We start from the raw sequence: 19,528 nt of genomic DNA, 5'->3' as shown, positions 1-19,528 counted from the left end.
TGTATTCGTCCTGGTGGACGGTCTGCGAGGGCTCAATGCGGCAGAAGCCGCAACTCATGAACGGCATGATCACAGCTCGCTTCACTGAGTGATCAGGCGCATCCGCTGGATGTCGACCCCGACGGGGGAGATCGTAGCCTCCAGACCGTCCTCGGGCACGCGCCAGCGGCCGGGCAAGGCCTTCCGCAGCGCCCGGATCGCGACGACCGCCTGGCTGGTGGCGAGTCGCAGGCCCAGGCAGACGTGGATGCCCGTGCCGAAGGACAGGTGCGGGTTGGGGTCGCGCGTGGCGTCGAACGCGTCGGGGGCCGCGAACACCAGCGGGTCCCGGTTGGCGCGGCGGATCGAGGCCACCACCCGCGCCCCGGGTGGGATCGTGACGCCGTCCACGTCCACCTGGGCAGTGGTGAAGCGTTCCGTGCCGCCCACCGGCGGCAGGTAGCGCAGCACCTCCTCCACCAGGCCGGGCGTCGGCGCCGTGGGGAAGCGTTCCAGGCACAGGACCGCGTGGTAGATCAACCTGGTGGTCGTCTCGTGGCCCATGACGATGAGCGTGGTGACCAGATCGAGCAGTTCGCTCTCGTCGAGCGCCGCCGCCAGCGCCGGGATCATGCCGCCCCTCGGCTCGGCGACCACCTCGCGGATGCAGGCGCGCAGTTCGGCCAGGTCCTGGTGGAAGCGCGCCTGCCGGACGGGGTCCTCGGCGTTGGCACCGGCGAACTCGGAGATCGTGATCGTCCAGCGTACGAAGTCGGCCCTGCGCTCTGGTGAGATGCCGAGCAGCCCCGCGAGCGTGGCGACCGTCAGAGGCGAAGCGAACCCGTCCACCACCTCACCGGACCCCTCGACCAGCAGTTCCCTGGCGGTCTCGGCGATGGAGGGCTCCAGGGCCGACACCGCGCGGGGAGTGAAAACCCTGGCCACCAGGCGGCGCAGCTCGTGATGGCGGGGCGGATCGAGCGACGGCAGGCTGCGCAACACCGGATTGTCGTGGTGAGGTGCCGGATGTGCGCCGTGGGCGAGTTCGTCGGAGGAGAAGGCGGCGTGGTCGCTGAGGATCCTGCGGACATCAGCGTGCCGGGAGACCACCCACGCCTCGAACCGCTCATCGAACTGGACCGGGCCGGGCGCGGGTGGATGGGCGAAGATACGTTCCTTGACAGACATGCCCTCCACCCTGGGCGAACGGCCTGGCAAACCGCTGCCGGATCGCTGCCGTACACCCGCTGGAAAGGGCGACGACCTGCCTGGCCATCAGTCGATCATCTCGGAGCCTGAGTCCCCCGCCGGAGGCGAAGGAGTTCGTTTCGGCTGTGTGCCCTCGTAGGGTTCGCTCATGGATTGGCAGACTTGGCACGATGAGTACGACGTCCCCGGTTCACAGTTGGCGCGGCGCTTGCAGGTCGTCCAGGAACGGATACGGCTGGCGTTGGACGGCTGCCCGCCCGGTCCGCTGAAGCTCGTCAGTCTCTGCTCGGGTCAGGGCCGCGACGTGCTGGAGGTGCTGACCGATCATCCCCGCCGCGACGATGTTCGGGCGCGTCTGGTCGAACTGGACCCGGGCAACACCGCCATCGCCGAGGAGGCGATCAGATCGGCGGGACTCCGGCAGGTCGAAGTGGTCACGGCCGATGCCGCGCTCACTGACCATTACCGGGATTCGGTGCCCGCCGAGATCGTGCTCGTGTGCGGGGTGTTCGGCAACATCACGGATGAGGACATCGAGCGCACGATCGACACTTGCACCCAGTTGTGCAAGACCGACGGCACGATTATCTGGACGCGGCACCGCGGGGCTCCTGACCGGGTGCCGTTGATCTGTCGCTGGTTTGAGGAGCGTGGCTTCGAACGCGAATGGCTATCGGAGCCGGATGCCGGCTTCGGTGTCGGTGTCCACCGCTTCACGGGTCAGTCGCGTCCCCTGATCTCGGGACGGCGCATGTTCACCTTCGCCGGCTATGACGTGCTCAGAACCGAGAACGCCGAAACCTGAGGAGTCTCCTCAGCCACCCCATGAGGATGCCGGCTCCGGGAAGTCGGACCGCTGCGGTTCAGGTCTCATTCCAGTTGTCGAGGATGATGACGGGCGCCTCTTCTACGTCCAGCCATTCGGCTTCGATACCCATGCCGGTGGACGCCTCGATGAAGGCGAACGCCGCACTGCGCTTGCCTCGGTAATCCTCCGGGTCAAGGCGGTCGAGCATGGCGCGGAATTCGGCCAGGATGCTCGGATCTCCCTCCTGGATGGCGTGCCTGGTGAAGATGAAGTTGCGCATCCGCGCCCTGATCTTGCCGTCGGCCGCGTAGAGCATCGTGTATCCCCCGCCGGCCTTCTCTATGGGGTACTCCATGATGCGTTCCTCGGGATCACGGCCTCCATTCAGCCGCCACAGGAGATCCCCCACGGTGATCTCTTCGTCGAGGGGTTGCACCACGGTCCAGGAAAGCCCGTCCTCAAACCACTGCTGCCGGTTGAAGAGATTGCGGTAGTGATCGATCACGTGGTGATTGTCGCGGAAGCTGCCAGGAATGAAACGCTCCTCAGCCCGGACAGGTGTGCGGCGGACGGCCCGGTGTCCCACTCGCCGCATGACCACGGCTAGACCGTCCATTGATGAGTGGATAATCTTCTATAGATTGAATCAATCGCTGTATATAGTTACAGCGTGTTCACGCTCCAATCCCTGCTGGATCGCGCCTCGCTCGAACTCCGTGTGCTGGTGCCGGGCCGACCGGGCGCATTGGACGCGCCCGTCGCATGGGTGCACAACACCGAGCTGCCCGACCCTTCGCACTACGTACGCGAAGGGGAGATCGTGCTGACCAACGGGTTGTGGCTCGAACGGGTGCCTCCCGCGCAGTTCGTGACGAACGTCAAGAAGGCCAAGGCCAGTGGCATCGTGTTCGGCTTGCGCGCGGAGATGCCGGAGACTCCCGACGCGCTGGTCGAAGCCTGTCGCGAAGCGGAGCTGCCGCTGCTGGAGATCTCCGTCGCGGTGCCGTTCACGGCGGTCTCGCAGGCCATGGCCGACATGCTGACCGACGAACGCAAGCAGTCGCTGGTCGGTATGGTGCGCCGGGGAGACGCCCTGGCCACGGCGATCTCCCGGGGTGCCGGCGCCTCCGGCGTGCTCGATGTCCTGCGCCGTGAGCATGACCTGCCCCTGGCGGTGGTCGACAGGATGGCGCGTTCCCTCGCGGTGGCCGGCGCGAGCCTGGACAGCGACCAGCTGCATGCTGTGGCCACGGCATTGGCCAAGAAACCTCCGGCGCTGGAGGTGGATTTGGGAGATGTGGGACAAGCGGCGCTGTTTCCGGTGGGTGCCGTCGGCGACATCGACGCGGCTCTCATCTGCCTGCGCCCTTTGCGTGAGCTCACCACGCCCGAGCGGCAGGCGCTGGAGCAGACGGCTCGGTTCCTCAGCCTGGAGGTGGCGAAACAGCAGGCGGTCCAGGCGATCGAGATGCGCTTCGCCAGCGAGCTCCTGGAGATGGTCCTCTCGGGAGGCTGGCGGGCGACGGAGGTTCCTGGCCGGCTCCGCGCGTTCGGCGTGGATCCGAGCGGTCCGCTGGCCGTGTGCGCCGTGGCGTTCGCGGACGGCGAGGCCGCGACGATGCACGGGCTCGCGGAGGTGATCGTGGAGTTCTACGCCGTCGAGGGAGTGCCGGCGGTCGTGGCCGGCGGCACGCAGGACGTCGTCGCCGTCCTGCCATGGCGTCATCCCGAGCATGAGCTGCCGTCGCTCGCCCAGCGCCTGGTACGGAGCATCGAGCGGCGCTTCCCTGGGCTGCGCCCGGTCGCCGGCCTGGGAGGACTCGCGGCCCACGCGGCCGAGCTGCGCCCTCAGCTCCTGCAGTCCAGGGAGGCGTGCCGCGTGCTGCGGCGCACCCGCACGGGTCCGTCCGTGCGGGCCTTCGCCGAGCTGGGCACGCACCGGCTGCTCCTCGGGCTACTCGACGCCGAGACCTTGAACGAGTTCGCCGGCAAGATCCTCGGCCCGATGAAGGACCATGACGCGCGGCGGAGCGGCGAGCTCGAGCTGACGCTGCGGACGTTCCTCGATCATGACGGGCAATGGGCGGCGACGGCCGGAGCGTTGCACATCCACGTCAACACCCTGCGCAACCGGCTGGCCAAGATCGCCGAGCTCACCGGCAGAGACGTGGGGCGTACGGAGGACCGGGTCGATCTGTTCCTGGCGCTGACCGTCGAGGCGATGGACTGGGCTCAGTCCGGGTAGACGTCCGGATCCACCACCGGAGGCCGGGGCCGGCGCACGGTCAGGCCGGCGTCCGTGGCCGAACGTTCGGCCACGTCACGGCAGCGGGCGAAGGACACGTCCGCGCAGCTCTGCGCGTACTCCAGGAACTGCCGCAACGCCAGCGCACGGCCGGGCCGGCCGGACAGGAACGGGTGAACGCACAGGTTGAACAGGCCGCCGTAGTGGCGCATCCCGTCGAGCTCGGCCCGCCACAGCTCCAGCACCTTCACCGGAGACTCGATGACGGAGCCCACATGAGGTGCGGGCAGGAACGCGTACTGCTCCCAGTCGTCGAGCGACCAGTGGACGGGCAGCTCGACGATCTCGCCGGCGGGCGTGACCACTTTGTACGGCTTGTCGTCCCCCATGAGAGAGGAGTCGTAGCGCAGGCCGTACTCCGCGACCAGGTCAGCCGTCCGCCAGGACGCTTCCCACAGCGCCGCTCGGTGTCCCCGGATCTCGATGCCCTGGCTGTCGAAGACCGCCAGCGCGCGTTCGAAGTCCGCGCGTTCCTCCTCGGCGGTCATCGACGTGGGTGGCCGGTGGCTGTAGGAGTGGTGCGCCACCTCGTGGCCCCGCTCGACGATCGACGGGGCGAGTGCGGGGCGGTGCTCGGCAACCCAGCCGGGCACGAAGAACGTGGCGGGGACGCCCAGCTCGTCCAGAAGATCGAGGATACGGGGCAGGCCGACCTCGGGACCGTATGCCTGGTGGGACATCGTGCTCGCGTGGTCGGCGAAGCCGCGGCCCTGCGCGAGCACAGGGGTCTCCGCGTCCACGTCGAAAGTGAGCGCCACGACCGCGGCGGACCGGCCACGCCAGCCGCCGCGGATCTCGCCCGCCTGCTCGACTCGCCCGGACGCGCTCAAGCCGGCACGCCGGCCGCCGGTCGCCACAGGCGGGCGTTGCTCAGCGTCGCCATGGGCTGGAGCATCTGGCGGTCGAAGTCCGCCAGGGGCAGCCCTTGGGCCAGGCGCCGCGGGAAGTCCGGGTTGGCGAGCGCTCCCCGGCCGAGGGTCAGCACGTCCGCGTGACCGTCCTGCAGCACCATGGCGGCCCGGGCGAGGTCGTGCATGCCGCCATTGGCCAGTACGGGCAGTCCGGTCACCTTCCGGGCCAGGCCCGTGATCGTCACCTGCCCGTCCAGGGTCGCGGTCTCCACCCAGTCCCGTCCTTCACTGGCGATGTGCAGGTAGCTCGCCCCCGCTTCGGCGAGCGCGGCGAAGATGATCTCCGCCTCCCTGGAGCCGCCCGCCCATCTGTGGGTGAAATCGTTGACCTTGCCCTGCGACAAGCGGATCCCCACGCAGAAACGCGGACCAACCTCAGCGCGGATGGCGGAGACGATCTCTGCCGCGAGTCGTACCCGGTTGGCGACCGTGCCACCATAGCGATCGCCGCGCTGGTTGGTGTAGTCGGTCAGGAACTGGTCCACGAGGTAGCCGTTGGCGCCGTGCACCTCGACCCCGTCGAAACCCGCTCGCCGGGCGCGGACGGCCGACGTCACGAAGCCGTGCACCACCTGGTCGATGTCGTCCTGGCTCATCGCGCGGGGCGTCGGCCAAGGACCGTACCCGCCGTATTCCGGCATCTTCTGCCCGCGCGGCGGGACGGCCGACGGCGCCGCCGTGTCGTCGCGGTAGCGGTTGCCCTGCGACAGTGCGCCCGCGTGCATGAGCTGAAGGATCATCGGCGCTCCGGCGTCGTGCACGTGGCTGACAACGTCCCGCCAGGCGGTCTCGTGACCGTCGGTGACGATGCCGGGCTGGTTGGCGTAGCTCTGGCTGTAGCGCGTATCGGTATAGGTTCCCTCGGTCAGGACGAGGGAGAAACCACCGCGGGCGAAAGCCGCGTAGTAGTCCGCCATCTCGGCCGTCGGCGTTCCGTCGGCGGCGGCGGACACCCTGGTCATGGGCGAGACGGCCAGCCGGTTGGTGAGGTGGAGCTCGCCGATGCGGTCCGGTCGCAGGGCGGGATGCTGGATGTCGTTCATCGTTCGCTCATTCCTTGACGTCGCTTGTGTCGTCCTGACCGTTGAGGAGATCGATCGCCAACGGCGTCGGCTTGTGCCCATTGATTCTGACCAGGTCCTGCGGGCAGGCCGAGACCACGAACACGCAGTCCATCGCCGCCTCCAACGTGATCGCGTCGTTCGGGCGGCTGATCGAGCTCAGCCAGCTCAGCCGGCCGTCGTCCGCCACGGGGATCCTCATGAACACGTTGACGGGCTGCGGAGTGACCGGGACGGCGAGACCGAGTCCAGCCATGCTCGTGGCCAGGTTGTCCGCGCAGGATGCGTGGAACCCCGACACGCCCAGAGCACGGTAGCGGGCCGGGTCGCAGGCGGCGATGAGCATGTCATGCCGCCCGGGCGAGGTGTCCTCCACCAGGGTGAGGATGGGCCTGCGCCGGTCGGTGACGAACTGCTCGCCGATCGCCGGGAACAGGCGGCTGGTGGCGGCTCGGGTGTGTGACGCGCTGAGGTGCTCGTTCACGTCGTCCGCGGCGAACGCGAACACGTCGCCGACCTGACCTCCCTCTAGGTCAGTGACCTGTACGCGCTGACCGGTCCTGACCTTTACCGCCCGTCCTTCGGTGGCGGGCACGATAACTCGCATACCGACAGCCAACCAGCCGGCACACGGACAGGCCATGGAGATTTCCCCTGCGTTTGTACGAGGAAGTGGATGAACCTACAGTTCGCAAGGTCATCCGCTGGGACCCTCCGTCCTCCTGGCGCCGACAGCGCTGCTTTCCTGGGAGCCCCATCGCTCCAACCGCCCCGCTGACGCCGGTCACGCGGCCTCGACACGTGCCGCGCAGTCGAGAAGTGCGCGGTCCCGGCCCGCTGGAAAGCCGGCGCCGCCCGTCGCCCACGCGCCGATCGGCCGGCCGACACCGGGCACGCCCTGCCAGTCAAAGAAGGCCACAGAAACGCCGAAGAAACAAACTGCGTGCTTGCATCCCCCTCGCAGATCTTTCCTCGTGAAAGGATTTCCATGGCGTTGTCGCATCCCTCCTCGTCCGACCACGGCCCTTCGCGCCGCTCCGCCCTCGGGTTCCTGGGCGCGGTCCCGCTGGCGGCCGGTGGTCTGCTGGCCTCGCAAGGAACCGCCGAGGCGAACGCCGACCGGTCCTCAGGCTCTGGCCGCATTCCCAAGGACCTGCGTCCTGGAGGCGCCTTCGACCAGCACATCAAAGAACTGGCGGACAAAGATCAGTTTTCCGGCACCGTGATGCTCGCCTACCGCGGCCGCCAAGTCCTGGCCCGCGCCTATGGCTGGGCGGACAAGGAAAGCAAGATCCCGAACAAGGTCGACACCATCTACGCTCTGGCCTCGTCCTCCAAGCCGTTCACCGGGCTGGCTGTCGTACAGCTCGTCCAGCAGGGCAAGCTCAAGTTCTACGACCTGGTGAGCAAGCATCTGGACGGCCTGCCGGCGGAGATGGCCGAACGCATCACCGTGCACCACCTCCTCACCCACACCAGTGGCCTGGGCGACGCCCGGCGCCCGGGCGAGCAGCCGCCACCGGAGCAGATCCACAACAGCTACGAGCAGCAGATGGCAAGCTTCTGGACGAATCTGAAGACCTTCGAGCTGGAGTTCGCCCCGGGGACGAAGAAGGCCTACAGCAGCATGGGCTACACCCTGCTCGGCGAACTCGTGGCGAAGGTCTCCGGCATGTCGTTCCAGGACTACGTCCGCCAGAACATCTTCCTCCCGGCCGGCATGGAGGACTCCGCCTACTACGACCGCCGCCAGTGGCTGACCGACAAGCGCATCGCTCACCCGTACATGTATCAAAAGGACGGCACGCGGGTCGACGCCGTCCGCAACCTCGACAAGGGCTCCGTCTACGGCGACGCCGGCCAAGGCAGCAACTCCGCCCGGGGATGGATGGGAACAGGCGGCGGCAACGGCTTCGCCACCGCCCCGGACCTTGTACGCTTCGCGATCGCGCTGCAAGGCGGCAAGCTCACCGCCCGGCCCTACACCGAGTTGTACGTGAACGGAAAGATCTCCGCCAAGCCGCTGAAGCCGGACACCTCCGGCAACTCCCTCCGCGGGGAGACCTTCCAGGCGTACGGGCCTGTGGCCGCCACCTACAACAACCAGCGCATCATCACCCACGGAGGCGGCGCGGGCGGCATATCGACGAGCTGGTCCATCTACCTTGACCTGGACTGGACGGCCGTCATTCTGAGCAATTATGACCTGCAGAGCATCGAGCCGATCATCGACCTGGAACGACGCCTGATCACCGGCGCCTAGCCCGCCGAAGCCGACGACGTGACTCCGGAGAGGGGTCGCCCGGCCATTCTCAATAGCGTGGGGCGGTTACTGGTGTTCAGTTCGACACGGTCCCGCCATACCCGCAACGGACCGAGGATCTGCAGGCGCAGGTTATCGCGGGAGGAGGGCCGATCGTGGCTACCGGCACGGACCGGAGGCACTGAGCTATCCACGCCAGTTCCCCCTGTGACACGCGGTCTACGCGCAGGCACCAGCCGACAGGGAAGTCGCCGTTCACTCCTCTCGGGTTTCGTTCAGTGCTAGTCAAGTTCGCTTTCGTACGTTGAGGCTGCTGAGGATCGAACTCAAGCGTGGAGGGGCCACAACGATGACGACCACCCGCCGAACACTGCTGGCCGGACACGCCGGCACATGACCAGCCCATGCGTAACCCGAGCCAAAAGGAGCGTTGGATGCCAACTCGCGTGAATCGGCAGACCGTCGATCTGTCCGCCTATCCAGACCTCATCGTCCTGTACCTCGGCATGCGGGTGAATCATCTGTACGGGATCCGGACCTTCTTCAGCTTCGGCCGGAAGATCAGTGAGTCGGTCGCGGGTAAGCCGGACGGGCTCTTACTGCACGAGCCCGTTTACTACTCGTTCTTCCCGATGAACATGGGGATGCGTCAGTACTGGCGGGACCTGCCGTCGCTGCTCGCCTTTGCCCGGTCCGAGCCGCATCGGGAGTGGTGGTTGGACTTCCTGCGGGACTCGGGCGGCACCGGTTTCTGGCATGAGACGTACTCGGTCAAGGGTGGCATGGAGGCCGTCTACGACGACGTGCCCAAGCCGATCGGTTTTGGACGGTTCGCTGGGATCAAGCGCGCTCGTGGACCCATGTTCGGTTCCGCAGCCCGGCTGGGACGCTCCGATGACAGCAGCCCGGTCCTGAGCGAGACGGACCTCTACGGGTCCTAGCCGCTCGGCCCATCGTCGGTGACGGTGGCGAAATTCATGGGTGCTACAAATGCCCGCGAATGAAGCGATCGTGGCGGCGGAACGTGCCTGGCAGGCTCTGCCCGATGGCGCGCCGGAACAGCCCACCGCAGTGGGGCATGACCATCAGTGCGGCGATGGACCGGCCCCGGTTGGCGGGAGCGCCGTCGAGGTGGGCGAGGCCTTCGACACCGAGGTGGTAGTTCAGCGGCACGACGATGATGCCGCCGTCGCGCGATGTGCTGGGCATCGTAGCCGGGGCTGCCGGATCCGGGTCGGGTGTCCAGATGTTGACCCGTCAGCCAGTCGTCGCCCACCGCCGCGATGCCCCAGGGTCCGGGTCAGCCGGACCGTGGGAATCACGAACCTCATGGTCGCCCGACGCCGAACAGGCAGGGCAGCAGTATCAGCAAGTTGCCGCTGGGCACGCCGATCAGCACCAGGAGCGTCAGGACACCGCCGTAGCCGGGGATCAGGGGCGGGCGGCGGGCGCCGCCCGCGGGGCCGTCAGGCGATATCGGTACGGCCCTGATCCGGCGTCAGCGCGCGGCGCGTTTGATGAGGTCGGCAGTCACGGCAGGCTGCGAGATCATCGCGACGTGCGAGGCGCCGACCTCCTGGACCTGTGCTCTGGCCCGCCGCGCCATGAACCGCTGGGCCGCGACGGGGAGCACCTGATCGTTCCGAGCGGCGAGGTAATAGGAGGGAATGGTCTTCCACGCCGGGGCGCCGGACGGCTCCCCGAGCGTGCGCGCGTCAGCGGGCCGCTGGCCAGCCTGCATCAGGTCGGTGGTCGCCCTCGGCACGTCCCCGGCGAAGACGTCGTGGAAGAACTCCTTCTTGATGTATCCGTCGACGAGGTTCTCACCGTAGGGACGGAAGTCCAGCGCCGCCTCATTGAGCTTGCTTCCCGGATACTTCGTCTGCAGGTCCAGCAGCGACTCACCCTGGTCGGGGGCGAACGCGGCCACGTAGACCAGCGCTTTCACATTCGGGTTGCCGGTCGCGGCGTTCGTGATGACGATCCCGCCATAGGAGTGCGCGGCGAGGACGATCGGGCCGCTGAGGGTGGCGAGGATGGAGGCCAGGTAGGCGGAGTCGGCGGCCACGCTGCGCAGTGGGTTCGCCGGGGCGATCACCGGATAGTTCTCGCGGATGAGCCTGGCGCTGACGTCGTTCCAGCCTGAGGAATCGGCGAACGCGCCGTGCACGAGCACCACGGTGGGTTTGCGCTTGGCTTCCGGCCGGGGCTGCGCCTGCGCCTCGGACGTTCCCAGCAGGGTGCCGGCCGCGACCGCGGCGGATCCGGCCAGCACCGCTCGGCGGGTCGTCGTCATAGTGTGATCCTTTCAACGTATGCAGTTTGCACCTCAATTGCGGGTCAGAGTAGATCCCGGTAGTTGACGATCGCTGAGCCCGGTAATTCAGTCTTTGGTAAGTACGTCGATCTAGCCTGCGGGCATGAAAACAAAGAAGAGCGAGACGGCCCGGAAGTGGGGTCTGCGGATTCACCTGCTCTTTTATGTGCTGGCCAATGTGGTCCAGGTCGTGGTCTGGTCTCTCTACGACTCGGGAAACCACTTCTGGCCTATGTGGTCGATAGTCTTCTGGGGCATCGGGCTGGCCTTTCACGCCTGGAGCGTCTACTCACCACCCCAATCGAATACCGCGCACTGAGCCGAGCAGTTGGCGAAGTGGGGATGGCCGACGTCATTCTCGACCGGTCCGCCACCCGGGGCGGCCGGTCAGTGGGCACAGGCCGGCGGTCGAATTATGGAGACCGGAGCCAGGAAGCTCGAATCCGACCCGGCACACCCCATTCACCTGCTCACCCGCTTGGCCGGCGCCGGTGAGGCGGACGAAGGTGGCGTCGGATGACGCCAGACCCGCGGTCAAGTCCTCAGCGTCGCCGCAACTGAGCAGGACGGAGGTTGCGGTATCCAGGTGACCGCGGCCGTGATGTCCGGCACGCGCGCCAAACTGGATGAGCGCCTGAGACATCCGTGACGATCCTGCCTGGCAGGTGGATCCCTTCTACGACCAATCCTGGGCCCATATACTCGGTGCACGCTGCGTCCCGAAGCGGGTCGCAACCGGACCAATCTGTCATGTCCATCCGGGAGTCGACGTGACTGGGCCCGCCCATCCCGTTCGGCCCGACGGCGAAGATCCGCCGACCGGTGCCGGTTTGCTGCGCCTGCAGGTCCTCGGTCCGCTGCGGCTGTGGCGCGATGGCGCCGAACTGGACGTCGGCCCCCGGCAGCAGGCGCAGCTGTTGGCCCTGCTCTTGGCGCGGGTGGGCCATCCGGTCAGCACGAGGGAATTGATCGACCTGCTCTGGGCCGATGACGCTCCCGTCAGCGCGCTCAACCTCATCCAGAAGTACATCGGGGCATTGCGGCGGGTGCTCGAACCCGCGGTCCCCGCCCGGGCAGCCGGTACGTATCTGCACCGCCGCGGCAACACCTACGCGTTCAGCGCCGGCCCCGGCACGCTGGACCTCGTCACGTTCCGGGAACTCCTCGAAGCCGCCCAGGCCGCCCTCGCCCAGCAGGCTCGCGAAGTGGCGCTCGACCACTACGTCAGAGCGCTCGGCCTCTGGCGTGGCCCCGCGGGTGACGGGTTGTCCTACGGATCGGCCGCGATGTCGATCCTGGCCACCCTGGACGACGAGTTCTACGCCGCCTGCGCGGCGGCGGCCGAACTGGCCGTGTCGTTACGCCGGCCGGAGCGGGTGATCCCGTCACTGCAGCTGGCCGCGTCGATGGCACCGTTCCACGAACCCGTACATGCCGGCCTCATCACCGCCCTCGGCGCCGCTGGACGGCAGGCGGAGGCGCTGTCAGCGTTCCACGCGGTCCGTGGCCGCCTCGCCGAGGAGCTCGGCATCGACCCCGGCCCGGCGCTGCAGGCCGCGCACCTGCGAGTGCTGACGCAAACTCCGACGTCGCCGGTGGTGACGAGCACGGAGAGTGAGAGTGACCGCGCACCGCAGAGCCTGGTCGGCCGCGGCGAGGAACTCGGCGTGCTGCGGCAGACCATCGAGGCGGCGCTCACCGGCCGCACCGGGCTCGCCATCGTCGAAGGCGAACCGGGCGCGGGCAAGACACGCCTGCTGGAAGAGGCCACCGCCGCCGCGGACCGGCGTGGCGCGCTCGTCGTCTGGGCTTCCTGTTTGGAAGGCGACGGAACGCCCTCGATGTGGCCATGGGAGCAGGCGCTCACCGTTGTCCTCGACAGCCTGCCCGCGTTGGCGCGCGAGAAGTGGCTGGCCAGCGAACTCGGTCGCCTCCTCGAATCTCGGGACGATGACGCCGCGCCGCCGGTTTCCGGCGGCCGCGCCCAGTTCCGCCTGTTCGAGCAGGTCGTCACCTTTATCGGCCAGGCCTCGGCAGAACGACCGATGCTGCTCGTCATGGACGATCTTCAATGGATCGATGCCACCTCGCTCCAGCTGTTCAACCACCTGGCGGGCCGGCTGCCCGCCGGCACCGCGATCATCGGCGCCCTTCGCGACCGCGCGCCCACACCCGGCCCCGACCTTTCGCGGGTACTGGCCGCCGCCAGCCGGCTGCCCAACCACCGCAGGATCCAGCTCGGCCCGCTCAGCCTGACCGACGTGGCCGAACTCATCCGCCGCGAGACCGGCCACGAACCCGGTACGGACATCGCCCGCAACATCCACGTTCGCACCGCCGGCAATCCTTTCTTCGTCCGCGAACTGTCGCGGCTCCTCAGCGACCGCGGCGCGCTCGGCGACGGCGACGCATCGGCCCGGGCCGGAGTGCCGTCCACCGTGCGAGACGTCGTCCGCGATCGGATGGCGGGCCTCGACGAGAGCGCTCGCGACCTGCTGCGGGTCGCCGCGCTGATCGGCCGCGAGGTCGACCTCGGCCTGCTCGCCCGCGCCGCCGGTGTCGACTTCGCAGACTGCCTCGAACTCCTCGAACCGCTGCGCGCGCTGGGCCTGCTCGAAACGGGGCCGGAGGACCCGTTCTCGTGGCGCTTCGCGCACGACCTGGTCCGCGAATCGATCATGGAGACAACGGAGCAGCTGCGGACCATCCGGCTGCACCTGCGAGTCGCGGACGCGCTCGAAGAGAGCCAAGCGGACGACGAGTCCATCACCGAACGTCTCGCCTTCCACCTGTCCGCCGCCGGTCCCCTCGCCGACCCGGTTCGTACCGTGGAGGCGCTGAAGCGCGCCGGTCGTCGCGCGACGACCAAGCTCGCGTTCGCCGCCGCCGACCGGCACCTGCAATCGGCCGCCCAGATCGCGCGGAACGCCGGGCTCCCGGAACTCGAGCTCTCCGCCCTCTCGCTACTCGCCATCGCCCCGCGCCGGCAAGCCGGGTTCGGCGGCACGACGTTCGATCTGCTGGAGCGTGCGGAACACCTGGCCCGCCAACTCGGCCGGGAGGTGGAGGCCGCCGGCCTCCTCTTCGCGCGCCTGTTCGGGGCCTACACCTTCCTGGAGTGGGACCGCGTTCGTCTGGTCCGCCGGCTGTACGAGCAAGGGGAGGCGTCCTCCGATCCGGTCGTCCGGGTGTACGGCCGGCAAGCCTGGGGCCTGCACCAGTGGGACATCGGCAACATCGGCGAGGCATACCGGTGCTTCAGCGAGAACAACCCCGCCCTTCTCGACGGGGTTGTCTCCGCGCACAGCGAGACCCCGATCCGGCGAGACGTCTCGGGTGAGTGGCCCGGCTGGCACGCCGTCATAACGGCACTGCACGGTGACGCCGGGACGGCGGAGACCATGATCGACAAGTGGAACGGCCCCGACGACTCGTATGCGGTCGCGACCTGGGCCTACTACACCACGATCATTGCTTCGATGGCCGGTGACGCGGCCTGGGTGATACGCACGATCGAGCGGTGGATGGCCGTGGGCACTGGCCGCGCCGCCGTCCAGCAGGAGCACTACGTACGGCTGAACTGGTACTGGGCCCGTGCCCTCACAGGCGATGACCCGGCCGGTATCGCGACGGAGGCTGACCAGCTCCTGGCCGGGACGCTGGTCGACCCGCCCCGGTGGGGCGTCGCGTACCACCACGCGCTGATCGCCGAGATGTGGCTGGCCGCCGGGATGCCGGACGAGGCGGGCATCGCCCTCGACCGAGCGGACCAGGCCCTCGAGGCCTACGGCCAACGCTACGCCGAAGGACTGGTCCTGCTGCTGCGGGCGCGCCTGCTCCACGCCCGCGGCGAACCGGCCGAAGTCGTACGAGCCGCTGCCGAAAAGGCCCGCGACCGGTCCGACGAACGCGGGTCCCACCTCTTCGCCCGGCGCGCCGAGAAGTTCCTCAACGAGCTTTGATCGTACTCAGGCCACACCGTCACGTTGGATCTGTGGATGCCGTCAAGCTCGATCGAGCTCGGCTCCTGATCAACCAGCCGAATCCGGTCGCCGTGAAGAACATGACAATGCCGTACACCGCGCCCGGGATGGCGATCGCGGCACTGTTCAACAGCGTCGGGCTCAGCGCGATCGTGATGGCGAGCCCGGTGTTGTGGATACCGATCTCGAACCCGGCCGCGGTGGCCGCACGGTGGTCGACGCCGGCCAGGCGCGGCACGCCGTAGCCGATCAGCAGGCTCACGATGTTGAAGACCAACGCGGCGAGCCCGACCGAGACGAAATAGCCGACGAGGTTCTCCCGCTCCGCGTACAGCACGGCGTAGATGACCCCGACCAGGACCACGACCGACAGCGCCCGGACGGGGAGGTTGAGCCGCCGCGCCGCCTCCGGCGCCCATGCGCGCACGAGCATCCCGATCGCGACCGGCACGATCACCATCACGAAGACCTGCAGTATCTTGTCGAACTGCAGCCCGAGGGCGGCCCCATCGGGCAAGAAGTACCCGGCCGAGAGGTTCACCACAACCGGCAGGACGACCACGGCCAGCACCGAGTTGATCGCGGTGAGCGTGACATTCAGCGCGACGTTCCCACCGAACAGGTGGCTGAACAGGTTGGCCGCGGGGCCACCGGGCGACGCCGCGACCAGCAGCAACCCGACCGCCAGCTCCGGCGGAAGCCGGAAGACGAGCACCACGCCGAAGCAGATCGCCGGCAGCAGCACGATCTGGCACAGCAGCGCGACCACGGCCGCCTTCGGATACTGACCCACCCGCCGGAAGTCGTCCAGGGTCAGGCTGAGGCCGAGGCCGAGCATGACGATGCCGATGGCGAACGGCAGACTGGCCAAGATCAACGCGGAGCCCATAGCGGACATTCTCGGGCATACCTACAAGTTCTGGTAGGTCGCCGCAAGGTTTGTCGGGCGGGGACGGTGGCTACCACTCGTCAGCAGCCTGGCCATCACTCAGGTCGGCCATGCGTGATCAGCGTGAGGCATTCCGAGCCGCGGGGACTGTGACGGCGACCGTCCCAGCCGCCTCGCCGACCCGCGCGGCCCAAGGGCAGGCACGAGGTGCCGGTCAGCCGCGGACGAGGACGGCGCGGGCGGCCGCGAGCTGCCGACCCTTGGTCTCCTGAAGCGCATGGAACTCGGCGGGGTGAGCCGCGACGGCATCGTCCTGGATGCGTTTCTCCACGGCGGACCAGATGGAGACGAGGTCGGTCCGCGCCTTGCACGGCGATCCGGTGCCGGCGGCGGCCGTGGACGGCCGGACACAAAGCGAGCGGCCCGTCACCGCGTTTCCGCTGGTGACGGGCCTGCAAGGTCCGAACTTGCGTAGGCTGAGCCGACGGTCCCGCCAGAACGGGACCGTGGCGTGCGGCTAGGCCATCTTTTCGGGTACGCACCGTACGACCTCGACCGGTTATGGATCGTGGCAGCCAACCTTACTGACAGGCCGCAACCCGCAGCGGCAGAGCTCAGCCCGCACCCGTCTGCCCCAGGATCGCCGATCCAGGGGCAACGGGGTCTTCACTTGTGAGCAGCACCCAAACGCCTTCGGCGTACTCCTGGCGGGAGATCCTGCCGTCGCCGTCGGTGTCCAGTTGGGCGAAAGCACCCTCGGCCACCTCGTGGGGGATACCCATCCCGCTGAAGAAGTGATCGAGTTCCGGCGCTGAGATGAACCCGTCGTCGTCGGTGTCGGCGGCGTCGAAGGCGGCGCACGACAAGGCGCTGGTCACCTGCTGGAACTGCGGATGGCTCGCGACCAAGTGGTCCACCGCCTGGGCGAACTCCGCCTCGCTCACCGCGGCATCGCCATCGAGGTCGGCGTCCTCGCGGATGTGTTCCCACCAGTCCGCGCACAACTGCTGAATGGCCTGATGCTGACGCGAGCCCGGGTCAGGGGCCACCGCGGCACATACCCTGTCCGCGATGCGCTTGAAGTCATCGGCAGCGATCTGCCCGTCGCCAGTGCTGTCGAGCAGTGCGAACAGGGCAGCGACGTTGGACTCGTGCAGAGAGCGGGTCACAGGTGTACCTCCCGGATCGAACGGCGTGGATCGCGACCGATCCCTAAGTATCCGGATGGCTCCGCTCAGTGACAGATGCCGTCATGGTGGCGACGCGGCAACACTAATGTGCCTTGAGAGAGCGCGTGGGAGTTCGCGAAAGAACGGCCTCCGGGTGATGTCGCTATTCGATCGTGCGGAGCGCGCCCTCGGCCAGCACGTGCGCCGCCTTGATGCCGTCGGGCACGCCCGGGGCCTCCAGCCACTTCGGTTCCAGGTGATCCGCCCAGTCGATGATCTCGGAGGCGAGAGCCAGCGCCTGCGCGTCGCGGCCGCGCACGAGTTCCACGGCGAGCCGCAGGTACGCACCCTGCCGCGTCCCGCCGAGCTCGGCGACCAACGCAGCGATCCGGTCGGCGGCCCGCACACCGTGCCCGGGATGCTGCGCGGCAAGGACCGCGAGCACGAAACGGATTCCCGGCGGCTCGGCGTCCCACCGGTCCAGCAGCACCGGAACCTGGTCACCGACGGTCCGGAACACCTCCTCGGTCCATGCACCCGGCTGGAGCGGCTCCTCCTCGTCCAGCGCGAGGTCGGCGAACGCGACCAGGTTGTCGTTGCGGCGGCCACCGGCGACCATCAGCCACAGATAGAGGTCCCGGCGCTGACGCGCGGGCACCGTGTCGGCGACGATCAGCTCGGTGAGGAACGGCAGCGCGGGGGCGGTGGCCTCATAGCAGTCGCCCTGGTGCAGCAGGTCGTCGCCGAACAACTCGTCGAGGACCTCGTCCCACTCCCCCGTACCGTCCGCCAGCTCGCGCAGCAGGCCGGGGACGTCGTCGGCGGAACCGTGCGCATGCTCCAGGTCGCCCCACGGCACGTCGTCGAGACCGGCCAGCTCCAGGATCCCCGGGGTGGCGAAGTCCGGTGTGAGCGCCAGTGGTGCCAGCGGTGGCGCCGGAACGACGGTGACCTCCGGGACCGGCGGACGCGCCTTCGTCCCCTTCACCTCGATCGGGGCGGTCCAGCTGCGATACTCTGCCATCCTGCTGACGTCGAACCGGCTGCCGCCATTGGGCCGGCCGCCATGCATCCGCGCGATCGCCGCGGCTTCCCGGCTCACCGCCTCGATCTGCCGGTGGCCCACGGTGTCGACCGGGTAGGGGCCCTCGTCGAGCGCCATCACCAGCCAGCCGCCGTCCGGGTGCGGACGGGCGAGAACGCAGGGGAACCCGTACTCCGCGAGCTGCTCGGCGAACGCCTGCGCCGCCCCCTCGTCGGGCACGACAAAGTCGTGCATCCCCGCCATCGCGCTCCAACCGGCCACGCGCTCGTCTCCGTCCTGCCGCTTCTGCTGTCCTTCTGCCAGCCTGCCAGATCGCCGCGTGCTGCCCTGCCTCCCGCAGAAGGTGGGCTCGGACGACCGAGTCCGTCCTGATAGCTCGTCCGGGTTATTGCGATGGACCCGGGGATGCGTAGGAAACGCTAACCTTCGGGCCCAACGTCGCGGCCCGAACGGCGGGCGCGGTGGAACGCGAGGAGAACATGAGCCAGTACTTCCAGGTTGGCGATCAAGTCCTCTGGAACCCCTCGAACGGAGTCGCCGGCCTGTTCATGCGATCAGCGGAAGCGCTTGCCCCCGAGACAGGATTGCCGACGGGGCTCGGCCCCATGGTGAGCGACGAATGTGAGATTGACCTGGCCGCCTTCGCGGCCTTCGTGAGTGCGCTAATCGAGCGCTACGAGCGTTCGAACCATCCCATCCTGCACTCACTCATGGAGGGCTTCATAGCGACGGCCCTCGTTCTCGTTGAGCGCGGCGGAGCAAAACTGCCCGGGCCCCATGCGAACGATGGCGGCTGGAGGGATGTGCAGGTGAGCGAACATTCCGCATGGCCACCAGGTGGCCAGGTACGTGATGTTGAGCGATGGACAGCCCTTTCTGGGCAGCACGCTCGGGCAATGCCGCGCTAAGGCTCCTACGACCGGCACAGACGCGGAGTACGCCCGGGGCTCAGGTTCCCGGCTGGAGCTGGACGAGGATCATCCAATTGTCCTCATCCTTCATGTAGGTGGCTCGAACCCTGTACCGGCCAGGCTCCAGCTCAGCACCGGGAATGGCCGAGTCGAAGAGCACGACCGCCTCCCGCACCTCCCAGTTCAGGTCTTCGTCATCATCCCAATCCGGCTCTGCCGCCAGGGCTCGCTTGGCTGCCGCGACCAGCTCGGCTTCGGAGTATGCGGCGGCCCAGCGCAGGAAGAGGCGTTCGGTCGGCAGATAGGTCGTCATGGCAGGTTCGTCGCCGAGAACAAGGGCTTGCCGCGCCCCAACGGGTGACGGTACCGATGTAGCCCTCAACAGCGCAGGCGCGGCCGTATGGAGATCAGCCATCACCAGGCGGTCGTTGGGCTGCATATGGGGCGGCGGCGCGAGCACCGATCCGGTCGCGATCCCCGCCGGCATCGGTCGGTTCATCTCGCCCCACCGCCTTGCCGAGAGAATCTCTCCCTTCGATGCTGTCCAGCTCACCGACGCCCGAGCTCAGTGCTGTCCGACGTCCCCGCGTGGGAGCGTTGGCCCGCAAAGAGGACCCTGCTGCGGACTTTCAAGCGCTGATCCGCCCAAGCCAGTCACGCGTTCTGAGACCTGATCGG

At 68.1% G+C, this 19,528-nt stretch carries 19 protein-coding genes; 7 read left to right on the top strand and 12 right to left on the bottom strand.

Annotated elements, in window-relative coordinates; genetic code table 11:
- Window positions 1-81: 81 nt before the first annotated feature.
- The gene (locus ABZX61_RS51485) at window positions 82-1,167 is read right to left on the bottom strand and encodes a cytochrome P450 (RefSeq protein WP_355206833.1); all 1,086 of its coding nucleotides are present in this window, start codon (window positions 1,165-1,167) and stop codon (window positions 82-84) included.
- Window positions 1,168-1,336: 169 nt separating this feature from the next.
- Between ABZX61_RS51485 and ABZX61_RS51480 the strand changes: the two genes are divergently transcribed.
- Window positions 1,337-1,993 carry a class I SAM-dependent methyltransferase gene (locus ABZX61_RS51480; protein WP_355206830.1) on the top strand — a complete coding sequence of 219 codons (657 nt, stop codon included), beginning with the start codon at window positions 1,337-1,339 and terminating at the stop codon, window positions 1,991-1,993.
- Window positions 1,994-2,051: 58 nt separating this feature from the next.
- On the opposite strand, the gene ABZX61_RS51475 is transcribed toward ABZX61_RS51480, so the two are convergent.
- On the bottom strand, window positions 2,052-2,501 hold the full coding sequence (locus ABZX61_RS51475; protein ID WP_355206827.1) for a hypothetical protein: 450 nt from the start codon (window positions 2,499-2,501) through the stop codon (window positions 2,052-2,054).
- A gap of 165 nt (window positions 2,502-2,666) precedes the next feature.
- On the opposite strand from ABZX61_RS51475, the gene ABZX61_RS51470 reads away from it, so the two are divergent.
- Window positions 2,667-4,241 carry a PucR family transcriptional regulator ligand-binding domain-containing protein gene (locus tag ABZX61_RS51470; protein ID WP_355206824.1) on the top strand — a complete coding sequence of 525 codons (1,575 nt, stop codon included), beginning with the start codon at window positions 2,667-2,669 and terminating at the stop codon, window positions 4,239-4,241.
- Here the strand turns inward: ABZX61_RS51470 and ABZX61_RS51465 are convergent.
- Genes ABZX61_RS51465 through ABZX61_RS51455 form a run of 3 tightly spaced genes read right to left on the bottom strand, consistent with a single transcriptional unit; the run spans window position 4,229 to window position 6,880 of the window.
- The gene (locus tag ABZX61_RS51465; RefSeq protein ID WP_355206821.1) at window positions 4,229-5,131 is read right to left on the bottom strand and encodes a polysaccharide deacetylase; all 903 of its coding nucleotides are present in this window, start codon (window positions 5,129-5,131) and stop codon (window positions 4,229-4,231) included. The two genes, ABZX61_RS51470 and ABZX61_RS51465, sit on opposite strands and share 13 nt — an antisense overlap.
- Window positions 5,128-6,255: an NADH:flavin oxidoreductase gene (locus ABZX61_RS51460; protein ID WP_355206818.1), complete on the bottom strand. Its 1,128-nt coding sequence runs from the start codon at window positions 6,253-6,255 to the stop codon at window positions 5,128-5,130. The genes ABZX61_RS51465 and ABZX61_RS51460 overlap by 4 nt, the downstream gene beginning before the upstream one ends.
- Window positions 6,256-6,262: 7 nt before the next feature.
- The gene (locus ABZX61_RS51455; protein ID WP_355206815.1) at window positions 6,263-6,880 is read right to left on the bottom strand and encodes an urea carboxylase-associated family protein; all 618 of its coding nucleotides are present in this window, start codon (window positions 6,878-6,880) and stop codon (window positions 6,263-6,265) included.
- Between the two features lie 381 nt (window positions 6,881-7,261).
- On the opposite strand from ABZX61_RS51455, the gene ABZX61_RS51450 reads away from it, so the two are divergent.
- Window positions 7,262-8,536: a serine hydrolase domain-containing protein gene (locus tag ABZX61_RS51450; RefSeq protein WP_355206812.1), complete on the top strand. Its 1,275-nt coding sequence runs from the start codon at window positions 7,262-7,264 to the stop codon at window positions 8,534-8,536.
- Window positions 8,537-8,970: 434 nt separating this feature from the next.
- Window positions 8,971-9,477 (top strand): DUF4188 domain-containing protein, encoded by a 507-nt coding sequence (locus tag ABZX61_RS51445; protein ID WP_350733633.1) that lies wholly within the window; start codon window positions 8,971-8,973, stop codon window positions 9,475-9,477.
- A 43-nt stretch (window positions 9,478-9,520) separates the two neighbouring features.
- Here the strand turns inward: ABZX61_RS51445 and ABZX61_RS51440 are convergent, their stop codons facing one another.
- Complete coding sequence (locus tag ABZX61_RS51440; protein WP_355206809.1) at window positions 9,521-9,745, bottom strand: hypothetical protein; 225 nt, start codon at window positions 9,743-9,745, stop codon at window positions 9,521-9,523.
- A gap of 289 nt (window positions 9,746-10,034) precedes the next feature.
- The gene (locus ABZX61_RS51435; RefSeq protein ID WP_355206806.1) at window positions 10,035-10,832 is read right to left on the bottom strand and encodes an alpha/beta hydrolase; all 798 of its coding nucleotides are present in this window, start codon (window positions 10,830-10,832) and stop codon (window positions 10,035-10,037) included.
- A 124-nt stretch (window positions 10,833-10,956) separates the two neighbouring features.
- On the opposite strand from ABZX61_RS51435, the gene ABZX61_RS51430 reads away from it, so the two are divergent.
- Together ABZX61_RS51430 and ABZX61_RS51425 are read left to right on the top strand one after the other, a co-directional pair.
- Window positions 10,957-11,172: a 2TM domain-containing protein gene (locus ABZX61_RS51430; protein WP_350733630.1), complete on the top strand. Its 216-nt coding sequence runs from the start codon at window positions 10,957-10,959 to the stop codon at window positions 11,170-11,172.
- A 346-nt stretch (window positions 11,173-11,518) separates the two neighbouring features.
- Complete coding sequence (locus tag ABZX61_RS51425; RefSeq protein ID WP_355206803.1) at window positions 11,519-14,815, top strand: BTAD domain-containing putative transcriptional regulator; 3,297 nt, start codon at window positions 11,519-11,521, stop codon at window positions 14,813-14,815.
- A 19-nt stretch (window positions 14,816-14,834) separates the two neighbouring features.
- Here ABZX61_RS51425 and ABZX61_RS51420 read toward each other — a convergent pair whose 3' ends face one another.
- The 4 genes from ABZX61_RS51420 to ABZX61_RS51405 all read right to left on the bottom strand — a co-directional run bounded on the left by ABZX61_RS51420 (window position 14,835) and on the right by ABZX61_RS51405 (window position 18,173).
- The gene (locus tag ABZX61_RS51420) at window positions 14,835-15,725 is read right to left on the bottom strand and encodes a bile acid:sodium symporter family protein (protein WP_355206800.1); all 891 of its coding nucleotides are present in this window, start codon (window positions 15,723-15,725) and stop codon (window positions 14,835-14,837) included.
- Window positions 15,726-15,939: 214 nt separating this feature from the next.
- On the bottom strand, window positions 15,940-16,155 hold the full coding sequence (locus ABZX61_RS51415) for a hypothetical protein (RefSeq protein WP_355206797.1): 216 nt from the start codon (window positions 16,153-16,155) through the stop codon (window positions 15,940-15,942).
- A gap of 184 nt (window positions 16,156-16,339) precedes the next feature.
- Window positions 16,340-16,894, bottom strand: a complete 555-nt coding sequence (locus tag ABZX61_RS51410) for an EF-hand domain-containing protein (RefSeq protein ID WP_355206794.1) — start codon at window positions 16,892-16,894, stop codon at window positions 16,340-16,342.
- 163 nt (window positions 16,895-17,057) lie between these two features.
- Window positions 17,058-18,173 carry a hypothetical protein gene (locus ABZX61_RS51405; RefSeq protein ID WP_355206792.1) on the bottom strand — a complete coding sequence of 372 codons (1,116 nt, stop codon included), beginning with the start codon at window positions 18,171-18,173 and terminating at the stop codon, window positions 17,058-17,060.
- Window positions 18,174-18,418: 245 nt separating this feature from the next.
- Between ABZX61_RS51405 and ABZX61_RS51400 the strand changes: the two genes are divergently transcribed.
- Complete coding sequence (locus ABZX61_RS51400; protein ID WP_355206789.1) at window positions 18,419-18,847, top strand: DUF6086 family protein; 429 nt, start codon at window positions 18,419-18,421, stop codon at window positions 18,845-18,847.
- Between the two features lie 40 nt (window positions 18,848-18,887).
- Here ABZX61_RS51400 and ABZX61_RS51395 read toward each other — a convergent pair whose 3' ends face one another.
- Window positions 18,888-19,349: an Imm21 family immunity protein gene (locus tag ABZX61_RS51395; protein WP_355206786.1), complete on the bottom strand. Its 462-nt coding sequence runs from the start codon at window positions 19,347-19,349 to the stop codon at window positions 18,888-18,890.
- Window positions 19,350-19,528 lie beyond the last annotated feature (179 nt).

Origin of the sequence: Nonomuraea sp. NPDC003709 (genome assembly GCF_040610775.1) — a bacterium.
Taxonomy (GTDB): Bacteria; Actinomycetota; Actinomycetes; order Streptosporangiales; family Streptosporangiaceae; genus Nonomuraea; species Nonomuraea angiospora_A.
The sequence above is the reverse complement of the archived record's forward strand: the minus strand, read 5'-3'. Positions and strand labels throughout refer to the sequence as shown.

What these genes read in the sequence shown, in the direction of transcription:
- ABZX61_RS51485 (WP_355206833.1), bottom strand. Translation starts at nt 1,167, where the DNA reads ATGTCTGTCAAGGAACGTATCTTCGCCCATCCACCCGCGCCCGGCCCG.
- ABZX61_RS51480 (WP_355206830.1), top strand. Translation starts at nt 1,337, where the DNA reads ATGGATTGGCAGACTTGGCACGATGAGTACGACGTCCCCGGTTCACAG.
- ABZX61_RS51460 (WP_355206818.1), bottom strand. Translation starts at nt 6,255, where the DNA reads ATGAACGACATCCAGCATCCCGCCCTGCGACCGGACCGCATCGGCGAG.
- ABZX61_RS51455 (WP_355206815.1), bottom strand. Translation starts at nt 6,880, where the DNA reads ATGCGAGTTATCGTGCCCGCCACCGAAGGACGGGCGGTAAAGGTCAGG.
- ABZX61_RS51450 (WP_355206812.1), top strand. Translation starts at nt 7,262, where the DNA reads ATGGCGTTGTCGCATCCCTCCTCGTCCGACCACGGCCCTTCGCGCCGC.
- ABZX61_RS51445 (WP_350733633.1), top strand. Translation starts at nt 8,971, where the DNA reads ATGCCAACTCGCGTGAATCGGCAGACCGTCGATCTGTCCGCCTATCCA.
- ABZX61_RS51440 (WP_355206809.1), bottom strand. Translation starts at nt 9,745, where the DNA reads ATGCCCAGCACATCGCGCGACGGCGGCATCATCGTCGTGCCGCTGAAC.
- ABZX61_RS51435 (WP_355206806.1), bottom strand. Translation starts at nt 10,832, where the DNA reads ATGACGACGACCCGCCGAGCGGTGCTGGCCGGATCCGCCGCGGTCGCG.
- ABZX61_RS51430 (WP_350733630.1), top strand. Translation starts at nt 10,957, where the DNA reads ATGAAAACAAAGAAGAGCGAGACGGCCCGGAAGTGGGGTCTGCGGATT.
- ABZX61_RS51420 (WP_355206800.1), bottom strand. Translation starts at nt 15,725, where the DNA reads ATGGGCTCCGCGTTGATCTTGGCCAGTCTGCCGTTCGCCATCGGCATC.
- ABZX61_RS51405 (WP_355206792.1), bottom strand. Translation starts at nt 18,173, where the DNA reads ATGCACGACTTTGTCGTGCCCGACGAGGGGGCGGCGCAGGCGTTCGCC.
- ABZX61_RS51400 (WP_355206789.1), top strand. Translation starts at nt 18,419, where the DNA reads ATGAGCCAGTACTTCCAGGTTGGCGATCAAGTCCTCTGGAACCCCTCG.
- ABZX61_RS51395 (WP_355206786.1), bottom strand. Translation starts at nt 19,349, where the DNA reads ATGAACCGACCGATGCCGGCGGGGATCGCGACCGGATCGGTGCTCGCG.